The organism is Rudanella paleaurantiibacter, assembly GCF_009184635.1.
GTDB classification, from domain to species: domain Bacteria; phylum Bacteroidota; class Bacteroidia; order Cytophagales; family Spirosomataceae; genus Rudanella; species Rudanella paleaurantiibacter.
In genome coordinates, this window is the sequence record NZ_WELI01000011.1 from 1 (window position 1) to 18155 (window position 18155).

Consider the following 18155-nt stretch of genomic DNA (forward strand, 5'->3'; position numbering starts at 1 on the left):
GCTGAGCCTGCCTGTCCTGGTAGAAGAGGGGTGATTTTAGTCCATTCCTGCTCGGTGATCTCATAGCGTCTCATGCCACAAAGATCGTAGGATTGGGTAAGTTTATCCTAATTGTCCACACACTCTAGAAGGACCCGTACAATCGGGGGGCATGAGAGGCAAAGTGGATCAGTTACGCGTAAGTTTAATCCGCGCGAATCGGGGGTACTTTGAGTATAACCGTGCTTTCAATGCAAATGAAGGGTTTCTTCAGGCTTTTCAGCCGCCCCAGGTACGTTACTCCAATGTAAAAGGTGGATACGGCATTATTTTGTCGTACAACAGCGATACCGTCACTATACGATTGTGAAAATTGAAATCAGGTTAATGGTGGAGGGGCAGCATTCTGACCTTGCCCATTCTGGTGTACCTGTTGCACATAAACCCGGTCACCTCATCGGCTTACTCGCTCTTTGTGGTCGGAACCACCTCTCTCGTGGGGGCTATCACGTATATGCGGCAGCGACAGGTCGACTATCGGGTAGCACTGGTTTTTTCGGTGCCTTCGTTTGTCGCAGTGTACGTCTCGCGCCATTTTCTGCTTCCGGCCATTCCCGAAACACTCGGTGCCGTGGGGCCGCTTATGCTCACCCGTAATGGATTAATCATGGTCCTGTTTAGTCTGCTCATGCTGGGGCCCGCCCTGTCGATGATTCGCGACGGGGGCCGTACGGGTAGGGTGGGCCGGACCAAAGGTCTAAAACTACCCTTGATTGGAGCCGAGGGTGCTCTTGTTGGGCTGCTGACCGGACTGGTTAGGGCAGGAGGGGGCTTTCTGATTATTCCGGCACTCGTGCTATTGGCGCGGTTGCCCATGAAAATGGCCGTTGGGACATCGCTGCTCATCATCGCCGTGAAATCACTGATTGGCTTCACCGGCGACCTACGTCATGTTGCTATCGACTGGCCCTTTTTGCTCTGTTTCACGCTGCTATCTATCACAGGGGTTTTTATTGGCACGTACCTGTCGCGGTACGTATCGGGGTCGCGGCTCAAAAAATCGTTTGGTTACTTTGTGATCCTGCTGGGTGTTTACATCCTCCTGCGCGAGGTTTCGTAGCGTTGAAAGGCGGTGGGTTAATGGGTAGGCAGTCAGCAGACCGACCTTATGAAACCAAAACCCGCTTCATGAAGTCCTACCAACCCATTGCCCGACCCGGTTCCGTTTTTCTGTTTCTGATTTTTTTACTGGGCGTTGCTCAGGCGCAAACGCCTTCGGGCAAGGGTGCGAAACCCCTGCGGCTGTTCATGATCGGCAATAGTTTTTCGCAAAACGCATCGCGCTATCTGCCGCAATTGAGTAAAGAGGGCGGGCATCCGCTCATCATCGGTCGGGCCGAAATTGGCGGAAGTTCATTACAACGGCACTGGAGCCACGTTGAGGCCGCCGAGCGCGACCCGGCCGACCCCAACGGGAAACCCTACGGAGGTAAGTCGCTGAAAATGTTGCTGTCTGATGGGGTATGGGATGTCGTGACGATTCAGCAGGCTTCTATCCTTTCCGGCGACCCGGCCACATACCGCCCTTATGCCCAAAAGCTCTACGATTATGTTCGGAAGTTGCAGCCCAACGCGACAGTGGTTATCCACCAAACCTGGGCGTACCGCTCCGATTCCAATGATTTTAGCCGGATTGCCGAGGGCGATTCGGCGGATAATGCCGCGCAGATGTGGCAAAAATCGAGAGCGGCCTACCATGCTATTGCCAATGAGCTGGGCCTGCCCATCATCCCCAATGGCGATGCCTTCTGGCGCGTCGGTAGCCGCTCTAAATGGGCGTACCATCGGGACCCGGCCTACAATTTTGCCCAGCCTCAAGCTCCGGCATTGCCTAACCAAACCCATTCGCTGCATGTAGGCTACCGCTGGGATGGAGCCAGGCTGGCGTTCGATTCGCACCATGCCAATGCGGCCGGTTGCTATCTGGGTGGGCTGGTGTGGTACGGGTTCCTGTTCAACGAATCGCCCCGTAAACTGACCTTCCGGCCCGCCGAAGTTGATGAATCGTTTGCCCGCAAGCTCAAAAAAACGGCCTGGTCGACCGTCAGGCGAGAGCGCCGGCTGGCAAAATCACGCCCGGTTTGGCTTGGTGAGTAATGAGTCGTAAGCCTGGCCTGGCAGTCAAATTTAATTAACGGCAGTACGAAAGCGGAGAAACCAGTTCGTAAGCAGGGTTGACCCGGTAAAGCTCCTGAAGAACACCCACATGGGTCACGCCAAACATGAGCAGGAGCCGTTTGCCCTGATACTGCCGTTGATAACGCAGCGCATTACTGTAAATCTTCAGATTGCGGTTGTAAAACAGACTGATATATTCTGCGCCGATGTAGCGTTTATCTACCTTACTTACGTCGACCGTGTTGGTGGCGGTTTTGGAAAATTCTCCGTCCACTACGGCCGCAGGTAGGTTGTAAAACAGCCTGTGGGTGAACGAAATAAGGTCTGGTTGGTTTAGCCGGGTGATGTAATCGTATACCGACACGCTGTCCTGTTGCACCTGTTTTTTCAAGGGGCGAGCCAACCCTTGAAGCTGCTGCAAACCTTGCCTGAATACCTCAATGTTTTCGCCTTCGGCCAGCAGCGACTGGGCAGTGGCTTCGTAATGATCGGCGCAATAGACTCGCTTGTGTTTTAGCCGTTTTGCCAGAACAAACCCGACCTGAAAGGTTTCACTACGCCCCTCTTTTATTTCCGAGAGCGATAACTTGTCCGTTGAGAAAAGTTGATACAAACTGTCGATGCGGCTCTGTTCACTCGGGTCCACCTCCACCAAAATCATATCGGGGGCATACTCCATCAGGCAGTTGTTAAGCTTGGTCAGTTCGGCTTGTTTTTTGGTACTGTAAACATCCGATTGGGGCTGATTATTGTAAAGTTGATTGAGGTGATCGAAGCCCACAATCATGACCTGGGCAGACGGTGCCTCCTGCGCGAGAGCCACCGGAGTTCGACTAGACAGAAAGAGAAAGACAAGAGCAACCTTGCCCAACAGGTGTGTCATTTTTAGGCGTTGATGAGTACTGTAAATATATAAATGGCTTGAATGTGTAAATATAAGGTAGTCACTACTATCAATTGATGAGGAATAAAATACGTTTGTAGAATACTATTGTTTGGCATTCAAATGACAGGGCAGGGTTGTCGGAGTAGTGATCTTTGAAACAGGTCATTATCAGGATACTAATGTCGTTGGAACGGTGAAAAGCTTGTTTCAAATAAGCAATGGAGCAGAATTAAACAGAAGGATTCAAAACAGACACTTTTGTCATCCCGACGAAGGAGGGATCTTTCTAATTAACTAACTGTAAGATCCCTCCTTCGTCGGGATGACAAAAGCAGAGTCTAAACTAGTTCTGCTCCACTACTTAAGAGAATGTAAAATGCATAATGAGTAATTGGGTTGCCTGCTGACAATCAGCTATTTAATCATACATTTCACATTGTTCATCTCAGTACTGGACCTTCGGACTTCAGACACTGGACGTTAGACTTACTACCTGTATATATGGCGGTCTAACGTCTAATGTCCAGTACTCACATTGTTACTTATACACTCAATGCAGTCTGACTACTTAAAACAACGTGAATTATGCATAATGGCTGACGCAAGGGCCTTCGACTGGCTCAGGCTGACTATAAACTTGAGAGCCGCTAGTCAGCCTGAGCCTGTCGAAGGCCCTTGCGTTAGCAATCATTTGTTCAACAGCTAGTTGTATTACAAATTATCCATAATTTACGTTAAAACAATTCTTGGCGTTTAACCGATGAATCGTTTGTATGAAAGTAGGCCGAACCGCCCAAAAGGTGAAGGAGCAGGATGAACGTTCTCATTGTTGCACCAGTATCCCGCCCAAGTAAAACGCGTGGGCTTCGTACAGGGCCGGATTAGTAATGGTTTGGTTACGCTTTTTCAGGATGGCGGCCTTGTCCAGCCGGGTAGGCGACACCCGAATCTCGACCTGATGCAGACCCGGTTTCAGCCCCGAAATCAGACTGTAAAACATCCGGTAATAGGTGCAATACGCATCGAACCGGTCCAGATACCGGGGAGGGTCGTTGTCAATTTTCACCACGATCTGTCCAGCACCCGGCCCCACCACATCGACAATGCCGAAGCTCGTACCATTGGCCTGAAACCGAACCGTTGCGGCTGTGTCGGTCGTGGCATACACCCGGGGCAAAAACTGCGCGTAGGCCTTGCCTCGTGTCACGGAGTCCACAGCCTGCCAGTTTCCCTTCCGGTCGACGGCATCGGCCAGGATAAGCGTGGCCTTCTCCAGATTATCGGCAACGAGCGGTTTGGGTAGCCGCCGACGAGCCGGTTTACCCACCCCAGCCAGCGCAAGCAGATGCTTCTGAACGGTTTCGGCATAGACCCGCTGCCCGGTTTCGTTCAACGGGTGCACACCATCTTCCGAAAAAACGGGTTTGTCGGGGTAGTCTTTTGGTTTACCCTGCATAATCATCTGGCCGTCGAGCACCTGCCGCACGGCGGGCAGACACATTGCCACCGAAGGCAGGTTGTAGTGGTCGGCGACGGCTTCCATGGCCGAGGCCGACACCGGAAACTGCCCGCGACTGTAGTTCTCCAGTTGCGGTTTTGAAAATGTGTACACAAAACAGATGTCGGTTTGGGGGTTTGCCTGCCGAATCTGCCGGACAATGCCTTCCATCGACGCTTTCACCGCCCGCGAGGGTCGGCCCTGATCGTTCACGGCAAATTCGACAAACACCAGATCGGGCTTGAAGGCGAGCACATGAGACCCCACCCGGTAAGCGCCAAAGTCGGAGCCGGTACCGCCGATGGCCGCCATAATCGGCTCGAACCGGGCGGTCGGGTACTGCTGCCCCAACCACCGAAACGTTTGGTCGCGCCAGCCGCCATCGGCGCGGGTGATGCTCCCACCCAGATACGCCACCCGAACCGGCTGACCCGTTTTAATCGACGCGAAGAAATAGGGGAGCCCTCCGCGGTAGTTGGCTTCGGTGGCCGAGCGAATGCTATCCTGAGCCGAGGCTGAAAACGAAAGCAAAACGAGGAAAAGAAACGTGAGTTGGCGCATAAAACGGTTTATTAATACCAGCCTACGTGTTTGGGCTGGGGTAATACTTGTGTAGGAACAGAAAGGCTCATACCCTGCCACGTGGCTTTCAACACGGCCGGGTCGGGCTGAATTTGGGGCCGCATGGCGTTCGGGTCGGGCGTGGGTGCCCCAACCGACAGGGTTAGCCCCCAAACCGCTTTCTGGATGGTGTTTAAGTCGAAACGGGTGGTGGGGCCGCTGTAGATAACGTAGTCGAGCCAGGCGGTGGTTGCGTTGCCACCTTTTTCCCATCGGCCGGGCCGCCCGTCGAGGGTAGCTTCGAACAGATTGAGGTTCAGGGGTAAACCTTCGAGCACCAGCCGAATCGGTTGGTTGGGACCTTCGGGCAGGCGCAGCGTATCGGGCAACTGCACATTGCCCAACTCAAACCGTACCCGGAGGTCACGGGCCTCAAACGTGCCGTCTTTCAGCAAATCGATATGAATGTGTTTGTCGCCTGCCCCTTTGCTCAGGTTGATAGCCGCCAGCACCTTGCCATTGCGCTGTTCACTGTAAAAACTGGCCGAGCTGAAATCATACTCATCGTGCAGAAACCGGAGTTGGAGGTACTTTGGCTTGTCGGGCGTTCCCCAATATGCCAGCAGGGGCCGACGCTGATTCCACATCGACGAGCGATTGCTGGACGAAAGGGCAAAACGGTCGGTGAGGTAGCTTGTGCCAACAATCGGGGGGGCATCGGGCTCAAACACGTCGCGTTCGGTGCGCGGAAATGTAGGTTTGGTGAAGTACGAGAGCAAATAGGCGGGGAGCCGGTGTCGTAACCGGCCATAATTGCCCCAATCAAGGGCTTTGGGGTTTTCAGCGAACAGTTTGCCCTCCGAAGCCTCGTGCAACAGGTTGTAAAAACCCGGCAACACCAACGACCGGTAGGCCCGGCTGTGTGGCCCACTCCATTGACCCGAAGGCTGATGGTAGTGGCGGGCAAGCATCGACCAGGCCAGATTGTATAACGAATCAATCCGTTGGCGGGTGCCCGGCTCCACAATGTGCAGCTGCATCCGGTTCAGGTCTTCCAGGGCCGTAATGGTGTAAGTTGGGCTGTTGTATTCGGTGAAGCCCCCTTTTTGCAGCGTGTATTGGTACAGGGTTTCAATCTTGTCGCGGCCGTAGGTTTGCAGCGTAGGCAGGTCAAACAGGTGGCCAACCAGGTAGGTTACGTAGCTGCCCATCACGGCGATGTTAGTGTAATGCGGCCCCATGTTTCGTTTCTGAATGGCCCCGGCCGCCAACACCAGCGACCGACGCACGGCCTGTTGCAAGGCCGGGGGCAAGGTAGGGCCGTGGCTCATCCAGATGTCGAGCAGGGTCACGGCGTTGAAGTCGGCCATGTTAAAATCCGGGGGCGACTTCTTGGTTTGTAAAGGCTCTTCGAGGTAATACCCCCAGATGCCCCGCGTAGGGGAGCCGGTCAGGGTGTCCTGCAAGCCTACGCACTGGGCAATGATACCGTGGGCTCGGTCGCGCAGTTGGGCGTCGCCGGTGTTGAGCAGGGCCAGCGCGTACACCATCGACCCCCGAATCTCGTGCAAAGTGCCCGAAGTGGCGTCGCGGTGGTACTGGTAGCCGTCTACCGTTGTCGAAAGCATCCGGGCCTTCTCGTCGTACCGTTTGTGAATCCCTTCGAGCAGTTTCAACAGAGTTTGCTGTTGCGGTTGACTCAGCCGGATGGAGTTCAGCTGAATGGCGGTCGAGGGTTGGCCCCAGGCAGGTGCGTACAGGAAAAGAAAGGCGCTCAGGCTCAGCAGCGGGATCATTGTGCGAACGAAGGTCATTGTCTGGATAGGGTCTGTTTTACCGGCTTTGCCCGATGGTCAGAGCGTTTCGGTTTACGGTGATTCGGGTGCGGTTGTCGGTTGAGTCGTCAAAAATAAGCGTATCGGTCTGATCGGCCCACTGAATCACCGCCCGATTATTTTGGTAGGAGATGTTGGGTAATGCCTCTCCCGCCCGAAATGGCAGCATCAATACCCGAAAACGGGCTTTGTCGGCCGTTCGGGTAAAGGTTAACCGGTTGTACGGTTGAGGGCCTTTGCCTTCGTCGGGGCCATCGGTGGCGGTTTGCACGGCGGGCGTGTTGGCTTCCAGGTCGTACACCAGAAGGAGGGGGTCACCCGCTTTCGGGTTCAGAGGGGCCTGTGGCTTTGGTTTCGCCCAGCCTTTTTCCAGTTCAGAACGGTGCGCCAGCACCACGGCCCCCGTGGGCAGATTCGGGACGTTGGCCTGCCAAACCCCTTTGGCGAGCATGGCCGCCCACTCGTAGCGGTGGGGTTGATCGTCTTTTCGGGCATCGTCCACCACGAGTCCGTACGGGTGGGTTCCCCGTACCAACCCGGCCGACCGGTACACATACTGCACCGGGTTCCAGAGCGCCCGCAGGGTTGGGGTCCAGTTTGAGAAATTAGCCGTTGGCCACCACGGGCGCATTTTGTAGCGTTTTGTTCCCCGGAAATACCGAATCAAATCGGGGTTGGGCTCCAGCTCCCAGCCGTTTCGGGCCACGGCCGAGTCGAGCCGTGAAAAGCCGGTGCCCCAGTCCATCACCTGCGTACACCACTGCCAGGTGTATGCATACGTTTGGTCGATACTTCCGAAACTTACCTGTGGGCTTGTTTGCACACCCAGATACTGCACCCCGGCGGGTGGTCCGTCGGCTTCGGCCTTTCCGTCAATAATAACCAGGTTGTGGTTTTTACCCGTGTAGGTTTTCGGAAACGGCGATTCGGTAAACCAGTTCACACCCAGGCCCGAAAAGTAAAACATCCCCAAATCGGCATGGTGGTGCCCCGATCCGATGTAATGGTTGGCACGGGCGTGTAGGGCCATCCAGCTTGCATCGGCGGTCGAATCGCTGGTAGCCGAGAGGTAGCCGTACGTGTCCGTTTTCCAGGAGTTGTCAAGGGCAAGGTCGCTCCGGCGGGTGGGTTTCCAGTCGGCCGCGTAGGGGAAGCCCAGCACAAAGCCGGGGTAGGTGGGGCCAGGTAACCGCAGTCGGTCACTGTTCAACTCGATTTGCTTACGGTAGGCCGCCAGGTCGAACGTTGCCCAGTCGAGGTTGGGGTATTGGGTACTCAGGAGCCAGTCGGCTGCTCGGTCGTTCGGGTAGAACGCTTTGATTTCGGAGATGGCCTGCGCGCTGAGCGGGCTGCCGCCCCAGGTGCCACTCGTTACCGTTTCGCGGCCGTTGGGCGCGGTCATGTACGCCTGTCCGGTCAGGAATTTCCGCCAGTGCGGATGCCCCCAGAGGTTGTCGCCCCGGCGAGCCTGTACAATCATGGCCAGAATCTGAAACTGAAGGCCACCTCCGCTTTTGCCGTTACTTTCAAACGCGAACCCGTCTTCGTCGATGCCCCAGGTCAGAAAATCGCGGGTGAGTTCGCTGCCCGATGCGTATCCTTCCGGGTCGAAACCGTCAAGCCCTTCAATCGTGGCCTGACAGATGTGGTGAGTGAGGTGCCAGGTTACGTGGTTAATGTCGCGCCAGGCCCGGCGGGGTCCATCGCCCCCGTTGGTTCGGCGGCCGTAGGTGGCTTTGGCAATGAGTTGCTGCATAAACCGGCGCTGCGTATCGGTCATAAAGGCTCCGGCAAAATCGAGCGAAAAAGCGAGGTCCATGTGGGGCACCACGGTGTGCATGCCCCGCCACTGATGAACGGAATGCCCGGCATTGTCGGGGCTGGTGCCAAACTCTGAGTCGGAGGTCCGCAGGTGTTCGTCTACTTTGGGCTCCACGAGACGGTAGTAGCTGCAAATCGCGTTGGCGACTTTGCGGCCGAGGGTTTTGTTGTCGGTCAGCAGGCAGTACAACGCCATAGTGGTGAGGCAGTTGCTCACGTAATTGATGTGGGTGTTGAAAATGCCCGGCTTGTGGTCGTTGGTGAGGGCGGCTACATGATAGGCTGCTGGGCCTGCGTTGCCCGTGACCACGGCTTTCGTATCCAGGGCCCCCGATGCCAGCTGTTCAAAAACCTTCCCGTCGCTACTCTGTGGGTTCAACCAGCTTTTGGCAAACAGCACTTCCATCTCAATCAGGGCTTTTTGGGTCACCTTGTTGGCCCGGATGTGCGCTTGCAGCATTGGAATATCCTGCGGGCTGAACAACAGCCGGGGGTACACGCCCGGTGCCGGTACGACCGACCCCAGTAGTTGCGCGTTGAAACCGGTCAGGTCGTAGCTGGACCGGGGCGGTTCGGGCCAGGTAGGTTCGGGGCCGTCGAGGTCGGCCAGTTGGGCGGGTGTGATGCGGGCGTGCTTCGTCACGTCGCCCTGTTTGTTCAGAAACGGAATGTAACGGGTAGCCAGCTGAGGCTCAATGTATTTTTCGGGCGTATCGAACAGGCTGATGATCGCGTCGGCCAGCACGGGGTCTTTGGCTTCGTCGTAACCAATGGGGCCGGTGCCTATCAGCAACAGGCCACGGGGTGTTTGTTTTACTTGCCGACCGAGGTGCCGGGCATAGTCGGTCAGGGCTATGTAGGTTTGGTTGCCAACCTTCCGGCGTTCGACCGAAGGAGGCAGTTTGATGGCCGTGCGGGGCAGGTCGTACACCCAGCGGTCGGCCAGGAGGTTGAGACCGGCCGGCATGGGTTTGGGGGTAAACTGATTCAGTTGAGCCAGCCCGGCCGCGGCTTCGGGCACAAACAGCTTGTCGTTTTGCCGAAAGGCTTCGCCCCGGAGAATATCGAGGGTATCGAGCCGTACTTTGTAGCCGTACACGTAGGCGTAACGCCCGCCCGCGCACAGGGCAATGGTGTTTTTCAGAGCCGACAGGGCCCGCTTCTGAGCCGAGCGCGTGTAAGGCAGACCCTTGTCCTGCGGAGGGGCCGACAGTATCGACAAGGCCGAGGAGGGGGTATCCTTAGGCAAAACTGTGGGCGTTTGGGCCGTAACCAATTGGGCCTGGACGTTCGGTGTAAGCAAGGCCAGTACCCCAACCACAAATATTCTTACTGGGTAACTCATGGAGAATTTGGAATCATTTTCACCGCAACGGGTTGCGCGATCTGTTGCATAAACTGACGCAGGTATTCGCGGAAGTAGGCCGGGTCCCGAAAGCCGGGGTCCGATAATTCCCAGCTGCCCAGCGCGTAGTAAGTGAGGGGCTTACCCGCCCTGGCGTTCAGCCGGGCGTAGTAACTGAGGGCAACGGGTCCTTTGGCCGGGGCTTCGCCCACGCCCTCAAACAGGGACCGGGGCACCACAATGGCCAGTCCGAGCCAGTGTTCGCGGTTATACGATTGTTTGTCGTGGGTGAACAAGGCCACCCAATCGTCAGTCTGGAGTTGTTCGACAGACTTCGGGGTAGCCACGCGGGGTAAGCCAATCAGCAGGGTTTCGTCGCCCTGCAGATTATGTACCTGCACCGTGTTCTGGTAAGCGTACATGCCCGGCCAGATGGTGGGTTGCTCCACCAGTCGGTAGTCGCGGTCGGGGCGGGGTTTCCAGTTTCGATGATCGAGTTCCAGAGCGGCCCTGACCGGGCCAGAGGCCAATACCCGGAGTCGGCTGCTTTCGACGGTATGCACCGAATCGGTAGCCATCACGCCCACCCGGTACAGCTCGTTGCCAATCTGCAAACCCACGCCCCCCAGCCCAAGCGAAAGCCCTTCGGCATTCCCCACCGGCAATACATCGCGGCCCCAATCGCGTAGAACGTGGTAATTGTCGACCACGGCCCTGGTGGGAGTGAGCCCGACGCTATCGGGTGAGAGGGCCGGGCTTCGTTTGCCAAACAAGTCTTTAGCGTTGCGTCCGTCGAAGTAGTGCCGGAATCCTACTTTGTCGTTTTCCCAGGTCGGGCCGTCGGTTTGGTACGGTTGGTAACCCTGCCGAATGGGCAACTCGTGGGCGTAAAACGTGTCTTCGGTTAGCGGCCGCACGGGGGTATAGGCGCTGCTGCGTTTGCCAAACCGCACCCGTACCTGATTCGGATAAACGGGCAGCGTATCCACGAGCTGCACCATCAGCTTGCGGCTTGTTTTGGCGGGAATATCCATCACCCAGAACAGCTCATCCCACTGACCGTCCGCATCGGTATCGTCTAACTGAGCCGGAATGAGCTGACCCGTTTCATCGAGCAGCACCGGATACAGCCGGGTGTTGGGGGCTAATCCAAGTACCTTGCGACCCAGCCGAACTGCTTTCTGGGTCAGCCCCACCGCCGACGCATTGCTGACCTGCAGCGTACCGATTTTTTTGCCCGGTGGCGTTGGCACAGAAGTTACCCCGCCGGTTAAAAGTAAGAGAATGAGGAGGTGAGAAAGGAACATACGTGTAATGAGGTATCGTAGAGACGCAATATTTTGCCGCACCGGCGGACCGGTCTCATCATGCGCCAGCCAAACCATCCGGCTGATGAACCATCCGGCTGATGAGACGCAATATTTTGCCGCTCCGGCGGACCGGTCTCTACGGGGTTATCGTCAGTTGCAATTGCCGAACCACCTCTTTGGCGGTGTCTACGTCGCGGTTCATGCCGATGAATGTGACCGTATAGGTGCCCGCCCGCGTAAAGGTGTACAGGTAGGCTGGGGGCATGTTGGCCCCCGTGTTTTTCACGGTTAAGCCTACATCAGGGCGCACCGTTTTCAGGTTCACCGCCGAGGTAATGAGCCAGTCGTCGTTGTCTTCAACTCCGGTGGCTGTGCCGGGGTCGAGCGAAATGGGGTAAGCCGTTCGGATTAGGCTCCCGCTGGTGTTCGAGAGGCTGTTGGCTGCCGACACCCCGGCCGTTCCGACGTTCCAGGCGACGGCGTTGTTTTTAAGGCTTACCTGCACCCAACCCGTGTTGGCAAAGGTGTTGAAGAGGTTCGTAACGGTGCCATCGGGAAGCCGGTTAATCAGCACCGCATTCTGTATCTGCCACCGGCGCTGAGCCGCTGCGGGGTTCTGTTTTCCAATAAACCGGAAAGCGAGGTTCACCTTTTCGGCCGTGGCAAAATCATTCAGATTCACCGAGTCCGAGGTGGTAAAGGTGGTGGCGAGGGTGGAGGGCCAGCGGGTGTTGCGGGTGGTGATGTCGGTCCAGCGCGCGGCCGTTACGCTGGCGGCATCGTACCCGGTCAGATTGGTCGAAACGAGCAGCCGCAGCGAATCCTGACCCGGCAAAACGCCCTGCTGCATAGAGCTTTGAAACACGAGCCGGTTTTCGCCTGTGCCACTTGTGCGGGTGCGCTGTTCGTACCGGCGACCAATTTCGCCGGAGAAGAAAACGACTTGGTCGATGTTGCCGCCCGCAAAGTTAAACCGGACGGGCTCGCCCACGCGGAAGGTTGTTTTTTCGGTCGTAACGGAAAAGAGGTCGGGAGCCTCAACCTGAACGAGTTGGCAACTGGCCAGCAGGGTCATGATGCCTATTGAATATCGAATTGCTTTCATGATGGATGTTTAGTTTCTGGGCTCTGGTTTATTGTTTTTGGTCAAGCCATGTTCGTTCGGGTGCCAGCAACCTTCTATTTTAACGTGAATTATGCATACTAGCTGACGCAAGGGCCTTCGACAGGCTCAGGCTGACATTCGTCTTGAGAGCCCCCAGTCAGCCTGAGCCTGTCGAAGGCCCTTGCGTAGCAACTACTTGTGGGACAGGGGTTGTACAGTGCGCATTATCCATAACTCACGTTATTTCACAGAGGGTTATGTCTAGCTTTACTCTTGATTTGCGTTGCGTCTGATAAGCCGCTTTTCCTGAACTAAAAACCAAAAACGATAAACCAGAAACCCCTTTACCAGCCAGGGTTTTGGGTAATAGCCGGTGCCCGGTCGATTTCGGTGGCCGGAATCGGTAGCAGGGCATGGCGGGGGAAATTCTGCACTAGGTTGTTGGCGGCTACCGAAGCAGCTGTCTGGAACGTGGAAGGTGCATTGGCCGCTACGTCGGCCTGAATCCGCTGCATCGCCTGTTGCAGCATGCCCCAGCGCAGGAGGTCGGCCCGGCGGACGCCCTCAAAGCACAACTCCCGTGACCGTTCGTCCATTATGTCCTGCACCGAAAATGTAGCCACATCGACCGTGGGCGACGGTGTGCGTGGGTTCTGCCCAAACGCCCGCCGACGCACCTGATTGTAGTATTCCACAGCTTGCGCGCTCGGTGTCCCGTTGATGCGCAAATCGGCTTCGGCGGCCATCAGGAGCACATCGGCATAGCGGATAATCGGGAAGTTGCACGAGGTGTTGTTCTGCAAGCGCACTTGCGGCACGTTCAGCTCGTACTCCCGACGCCATTTGCCCACGGGTCGGTCGTAGGCGGTGGGGTAGGCGCTACCCGCAGCCGTCACGTTAACCGCGGTAACCCGGCCCCCTTCCACCACGGCCGTGGCCGCAGCCCCGGTGCCGGCAATAGCTGAAAAACTCACCGTGGGCGCTGAGGTATAGCCCTGCCCCGGATTTTCGATCACAATAGAGCTGATAGCCCCCGTAGGCGAAGTGAGTGCGAGTGCAGTAGCTCCGGTGCCACCTCCGCCGGTCAGGTTTACGCGCAGAATATCGAACCGGTTGGTGGTGTTGTCGCGGTAGATAAACGGGGCAATGGCCCAGTCGCGCCGTTGGTCGCCGGGGGCGAAGAGCCGGAACAGGCGGTTGTGTACCCGGTACGTGCCCGATGAAAAGCCTACCGGTGCGTTGGCGCTGGCGTTCGGGCTGGTTACGCCCATTAGTGCCCCCAACTGTTGTGTAACGGGGAAGCCCGTAGCGGCAAACGCCCCCGTCTGGTTCGATTTCGACAGAAAAGCCGCGTCCCAGATCCCTTCCGTGATGTTGGGGTCGTTTACGTTGTTCTGCATGTTGTTGATAAACAGCCGGGCGTAGGCCGGGGTGTTCGGAGCCTGCGGCAGGGGCGTGGCATTGAGGCTGTGTGCGTTGCTGGTAATCAGTTTTTGCGCCCATTCCTGCGCCAGCCGGTACTTGGCGCCGTCGTTGACAGGGTTACCCGCCATGCTCATGCACACCCGTACCAGCATGGCCTGCACCGCCGACCGGGTTACGATGGTGGGCGTACCGGTCTGCTGAATGGTTTGCACCAGCGGTTGGGCTTTCGTCATCTCGTCGATGATGAACTGATACACGTCTTTGGCTGGCGTGCGGGGCAGGTTGAAGTTGGTGCCCATATCCGTGGTGAGCTGGGTTTTCAGCGGCACATCGCCGAAGTGGGTCACGAGCAGATAGTAGTAAAACGCCCGCAGAAACATAGCCTGCCCTTTGATGTTGTTCCGGGCCGTTTCGTCCATTTTTGGAATATCCACTACGTCGAGCAACACGCTGGCCCGTTCGGCCCCGATGTAGAGATTTCGCCAGAAGTTGCCAATGTTGGCCTCGTTGCTGCCAATGTTGTACAACTCGGTCAGAATGGTGCCGTTGGTAACTCCATTCCGAAAACTCTCGTCGGCCCCGGCAACCAGGTAGCCCCACAGGCCCTGTCCATAAAGCTGGTCTTGCGAGAGTACGTTGTACACGCCCGCCAGCTGTCCCGAAAGCTGGGCTTCAGACGTAAATGTGGTGGGGCGGAAAAAGATGGGTTCCAGACTGACGTCTTTCTGACACGATGTGGTCAGCGCCAGCACCGAACCTAACAACATGGTGATGTATGATTTTTTCATGGAATTGCGCTGAAAAGACGGTTAAAACGTGACGGTAGCACCGGCCGTAATGGTAATGGCGCGGGGGTAGGGCGTGAAATCGTAGCCACCCGCCAGCACCGAATAGCCCGAACTGGGTTGGATAAACGTGTAGCCCGTGCCGGTTGCCGCAGCGTTGACGCCCGTGCCACCGATGGGGCTGTTGGCTGGGTTCGGGGAGCGGTAGGTTGATACTTCGGGGTCGATGCCCGAGTACCGGGTGAACGTGAACAGGTTCTGGGCCGAGCCGAACACCCGGATGCTGTTGGCACTGATCTTCTTGGCCCACAGGGCGGGCAAGCCGTAGCTCAGTTGTACCGTTTTAATCCGCAAAAACGACGCATCTTCAATTACCCGCGACGAAGGCCGGGGATTAGGCGAACCAGCATCGCCCTTGAGGTTGTAGCGGGCGCGTGGAATATCATTCGTTGGGTTCGAGGGGGTCCAGCGGTCGGCGTAGGTGGCAAACTGATTGCCGTTCAGGAAATACCCACCCGTCGACTCAAACGCGATCCGGTTGGCGTTGAGCACTTTGTTGCCGTAGCTCCACTGGGCAAATACGCTCAGCGTAAGCCCTTTGTAGGTAAAATTGTTCGACAGACCACCGGTATGGATGGGTAGAGGAGTACCCAGCGTGGTTTGGTCGTTGGCGTCTACCACCCCATCGCCGTTAATATCTACGTACTTCGGGTCGCCGGGCTGTACGTTGGCTGAGTAGGTAGGTACGCCGTTGCGGAGTACGTACGAGCCGTTGGCCAGTCGGTCGAAATCGTCAAACTGGTACACGCCCCCCCATTTGTAGCCGTAAAACTGCGAGATGGGGGCTCCGGCGCGGGCAATCCAGGCCGACGCGCCACCGGGCAGGCCCCAGGCCGTGAGTCGGGCGTCGAGACCATCGTAAAAATTCAGGATTTTACTCCGGTTGAAACTGATGTTAAAACTGCTCGTCCAGCTAAAGTTTTTGCGCTGCACGTTGGTGGTTTGCAACGTAAACTCAAAGCCTGAGTTGCGGAGGTTTCCTGTGTTCTGAAACTGTGAGTTCGTTCCATTGCTGTAACCTGCCAGAAACGGAAGTGGTACACCCAGGAGAAAGTTGCGCGTCCGGCGGTTGTAGTAATCGGCTTCAATTTCGATTCGGTTGTTCAGGAACGACAGGTTCAAACCGAGGTCAAACTCGTTGGTGGTTTCCCACGTCAGGTTGTCGTTACCGTAGAAAAAAGGCACTACCCCAAGGCTGTAGGCATTGTTGAAGGGGTAGCCGTGACCCGTGTTGAGGGCTCCGTATTGCGAAAGATAGCTGAAATCGCCCACTTTGTTGTTGCCCACAGCCCCGTAGCTGAGCCGTAGTTTGCCATCGCTCAGAATATTGCTGAACTTCTTCATGAATGGCTCCGAACCAAACCGCCAGGCAAACGCCCCCGATGGGAAGTAGCCCCACTGCTTGCCGGGCGTAAACTTCGACGAACCATCTGACCGGGCCGAGAACGTAAACAGGTAACGGTCGCGAAAGGTGTAGTTGGCGCGGGCCAGAAACGAGAACATCTGCCAGTGCGAACCCGACGTAGCCGGTCCCGTAGCGGTGCCGGTGTTGAGGCTGATAATGCCGAGGTACTCCGTAGCGGGCGGGATGTTAATGACCCGGAACCCGTGCGAGGCCGTGCGGGCGTACTGGTACGTGAACCCCACGAGGGCGTCGAGGCTGTGGTCTTTACCAAACCGGTTTCGGTAGCTCAGAATGTTCTCGTTGAGCCAGTTGCCATTGATCACGTTGGTGTAGCCCCCATTGATGCCGTTGGGATTGGCAATGGCCCCGGCCGCGTTGCGAAACAGGTTGCCCTGTATGGTCTGCGAGTTGTAAAACGTTTCCTGCCGCAGGGTGGTGGTGTTCAGGCCGCCCGAAACGCGCAGCTTGAAATTCTTCAGAAACGAATACTCCAGATAGGCGTTGATGGTGGCTGTGTTGTTAATATTCTTGCGGTATTCGTTTTGGGCTTGTACCAACGGGTTAATTAGGTTGTCGCCGAGCGAGGCTGTGCTGTTGCCGCTCGAAAAATCCTGAAACGCGATGCTGTCGATGAGGGCCGCGGCCAGGTCCTGATTGCCCAGGCCCGCTACCGGGCGGTACTGCCACATGCCCTGAATAACCCCGCCCCCGTTGGCCCCTGAGGGTACGGTGCCGTAGGTGGAGGTGTTGGCGTAGCTGCCCGCCAGCCCAACTTTCAGGCGGCTCCGAATGTGTTGGTCGAGGCTGAAACGGCCGTCGTACCGGCGCAGACCCGTGTTGATCACAATCCCTTTCTGGTCGAAAAGCGAACCCGACACCGCAAACCGGGTGTCGGCGTTGCCCCCGCTGATGTTGAGCGAGTGGGTCATTTGTGAGCCCTGCCGCAGCACCTGCTCCTGCCAGTCGGTACCGGCTACGTTGCGGTACGATTCGAGGGTTTTATTGGGGTCGTTTTGGCCGAGGTAAATGGCCCGAAACCGGTTGAAGGGCGCAGCCGGGGTGCTCGTGATGCTGTCGAGTTCGAGCTGAAGCCGCACAAATTCGTAGGGGCTCATCATCTTCACCCGGCGCACGTCGCGCTGAATCCCGCCCGACACGTTGTACGTAACCCGGACCGGACCGGGTTTGCCCCGTTTGGTGGTAATCAGAATAACCCCGTTTGCCCCGCGCGCTCCGTAAATAGCAATCGACGAGGCATCTTTGAGTACTTCGAGCGACTCAATGTCGTTGGGATTGATGGCGTTGATGTCCATGTTCTCAATCGGAAACCCGTCGATCACAAACAAGGGCGACGAGTCCTGACTCACCGAGCTGCCCCGCACCACAATGTTGGCGGCTGAGCCCGGTTGGCCATCGCCGGAGGTAACCACAACCCCGGCAATGCGGCCCGCAAGTGCCTGATCGTACGAGGGCACCGGGGCCCGCTGCATCTCTTCCACGTTGGCTTTGCCCACCGAGCCGGTCACGTCTTTCTTGCGTACTTCGCCGTAGCCCACAACCACCACCTCTTCGAGGCTGTTATTGTCTTCGGCAAGGGTGACGGTCAGTTTTTTCTGACTCCCCACGGTCACGGCCTTTTTCAGAAAGCCAATCGAGCTGAACAGAAGGATGCTGCGTTCTGAAGCCACCTGAATCGAAAACCGGCCGTCGGCATCGGTGGTGGTGCCGGTGTTGGTGCCCTGCACCACCACGTTCACGCCCGGCAGGGTGCCTCCCTTGGCGTCGGTTACGGTGCCGGTCACGGAAATACGGGTTTGCTGAGCCGAGGCAAACGACAGGGTCAGCAGGGTTAGCAACAGGGCCAGGAGGAGTGGTCGGCCAGGCCGCAACTGGAGTGGGCCGGGGCGTTGTGCCGCCCGAGGGTGGATTGATAAGGATAAAGTTGGTGTCATAATCATACGA

Annotated in this window: 11 protein-coding genes; 3 read left to right on the forward strand and 8 right to left on the reverse strand. The window is 56.9% G+C overall.

The genetic code is table 11. From position 1 onward, the window contains the following. The first annotated feature begins 151 nt into the window (after nt 1-151). The 3 genes from F5984_RS27040 (at nt 152) to F5984_RS21745 (ending at nt 2136) form a co-directional block, all read left to right on the forward strand. On the forward strand, nt 152-349 hold the full coding sequence (locus tag F5984_RS27040; protein ID WP_152126331.1) for a DUF4249 family protein: 198 nt from the start codon (nt 152-154) through the stop codon (nt 347-349). Nucleotides 350-385: 36 nt separating this feature from the next. Next, nucleotides 386-1099, forward strand: coding sequence for a sulfite exporter TauE/SafE family protein (locus tag F5984_RS21740; protein ID WP_317163135.1), 714 nt, complete (start codon nt 386-388; stop codon nt 1097-1099). Between the two features lie 68 nt (nt 1100-1167). Next, nucleotides 1168-2136, forward strand: coding sequence for a DUF4886 domain-containing protein (locus tag F5984_RS21745; protein ID WP_152126333.1), 969 nt, complete (start codon nt 1168-1170; stop codon nt 2134-2136). A 34-nt stretch (nt 2137-2170) separates the two neighbouring features. Here the strand turns inward: F5984_RS21745 and F5984_RS21750 are convergent, their stop codons facing one another. From F5984_RS21750 to F5984_RS21785, 8 genes are all read right to left on the reverse strand, one after another. After that, entirely contained in the window at nt 2171-3040 is an 870-nt protein-coding gene (locus F5984_RS21750) for a DUF5694 domain-containing protein (RefSeq protein ID WP_152126334.1), read from the reverse strand. 826 nt (nt 3041-3866) lie between these two features. Beyond that, nucleotides 3867-5102: an SGNH/GDSL hydrolase family protein gene (locus F5984_RS21755; RefSeq protein WP_152126335.1), complete on the reverse strand. Its 1236-nt coding sequence runs from the start codon at nt 5100-5102 to the stop codon at nt 3867-3869. Between the two features lie 11 nt (nt 5103-5113). Continuing rightward, complete coding sequence (locus tag F5984_RS21760) at nt 5114-6916, reverse strand: hypothetical protein (RefSeq protein WP_185155607.1); 1803 nt, start codon at nt 6914-6916, stop codon at nt 5114-5116. A gap of 19 nt (nt 6917-6935) precedes the next feature. Then, on the reverse strand, nt 6936-10103 hold the full coding sequence (locus F5984_RS21765; RefSeq protein ID WP_152126336.1) for a hypothetical protein: 3168 nt from the start codon (nt 10101-10103) through the stop codon (nt 6936-6938). Further along, a complete protein-coding gene (locus F5984_RS21770; protein ID WP_185155608.1) occupies nt 10100-11410 on the reverse strand; it encodes a DUF4861 family protein in 1311 nt (436 codons plus the stop codon). Before F5984_RS21770 ends, F5984_RS21765 begins: the two co-directional genes overlap by 4 nt. A 139-nt stretch (nt 11411-11549) precedes the next feature. Then, the gene (locus F5984_RS21775) at nt 11550-12518 is read right to left on the reverse strand and encodes a DUF5017 domain-containing protein (RefSeq protein WP_152126338.1); all 969 of its coding nucleotides are present in this window, start codon (nt 12516-12518) and stop codon (nt 11550-11552) included. Nucleotides 12519-12862: 344 nt separating this feature from the next. Further along, nucleotides 12863-14731, reverse strand: a complete 1869-nt coding sequence (locus F5984_RS21780) for a RagB/SusD family nutrient uptake outer membrane protein (RefSeq protein ID WP_152126339.1) — start codon at nt 14729-14731, stop codon at nt 12863-12865. 21 nt (nt 14732-14752) lie between these two features. Continuing rightward, the gene (locus F5984_RS21785) at nt 14753-18145 is read right to left on the reverse strand and encodes a SusC/RagA family TonB-linked outer membrane protein (protein ID WP_185155609.1); all 3393 of its coding nucleotides are present in this window, start codon (nt 18143-18145) and stop codon (nt 14753-14755) included. Between the last annotated feature and the right edge of the window lie 10 nt (nt 18146-18155).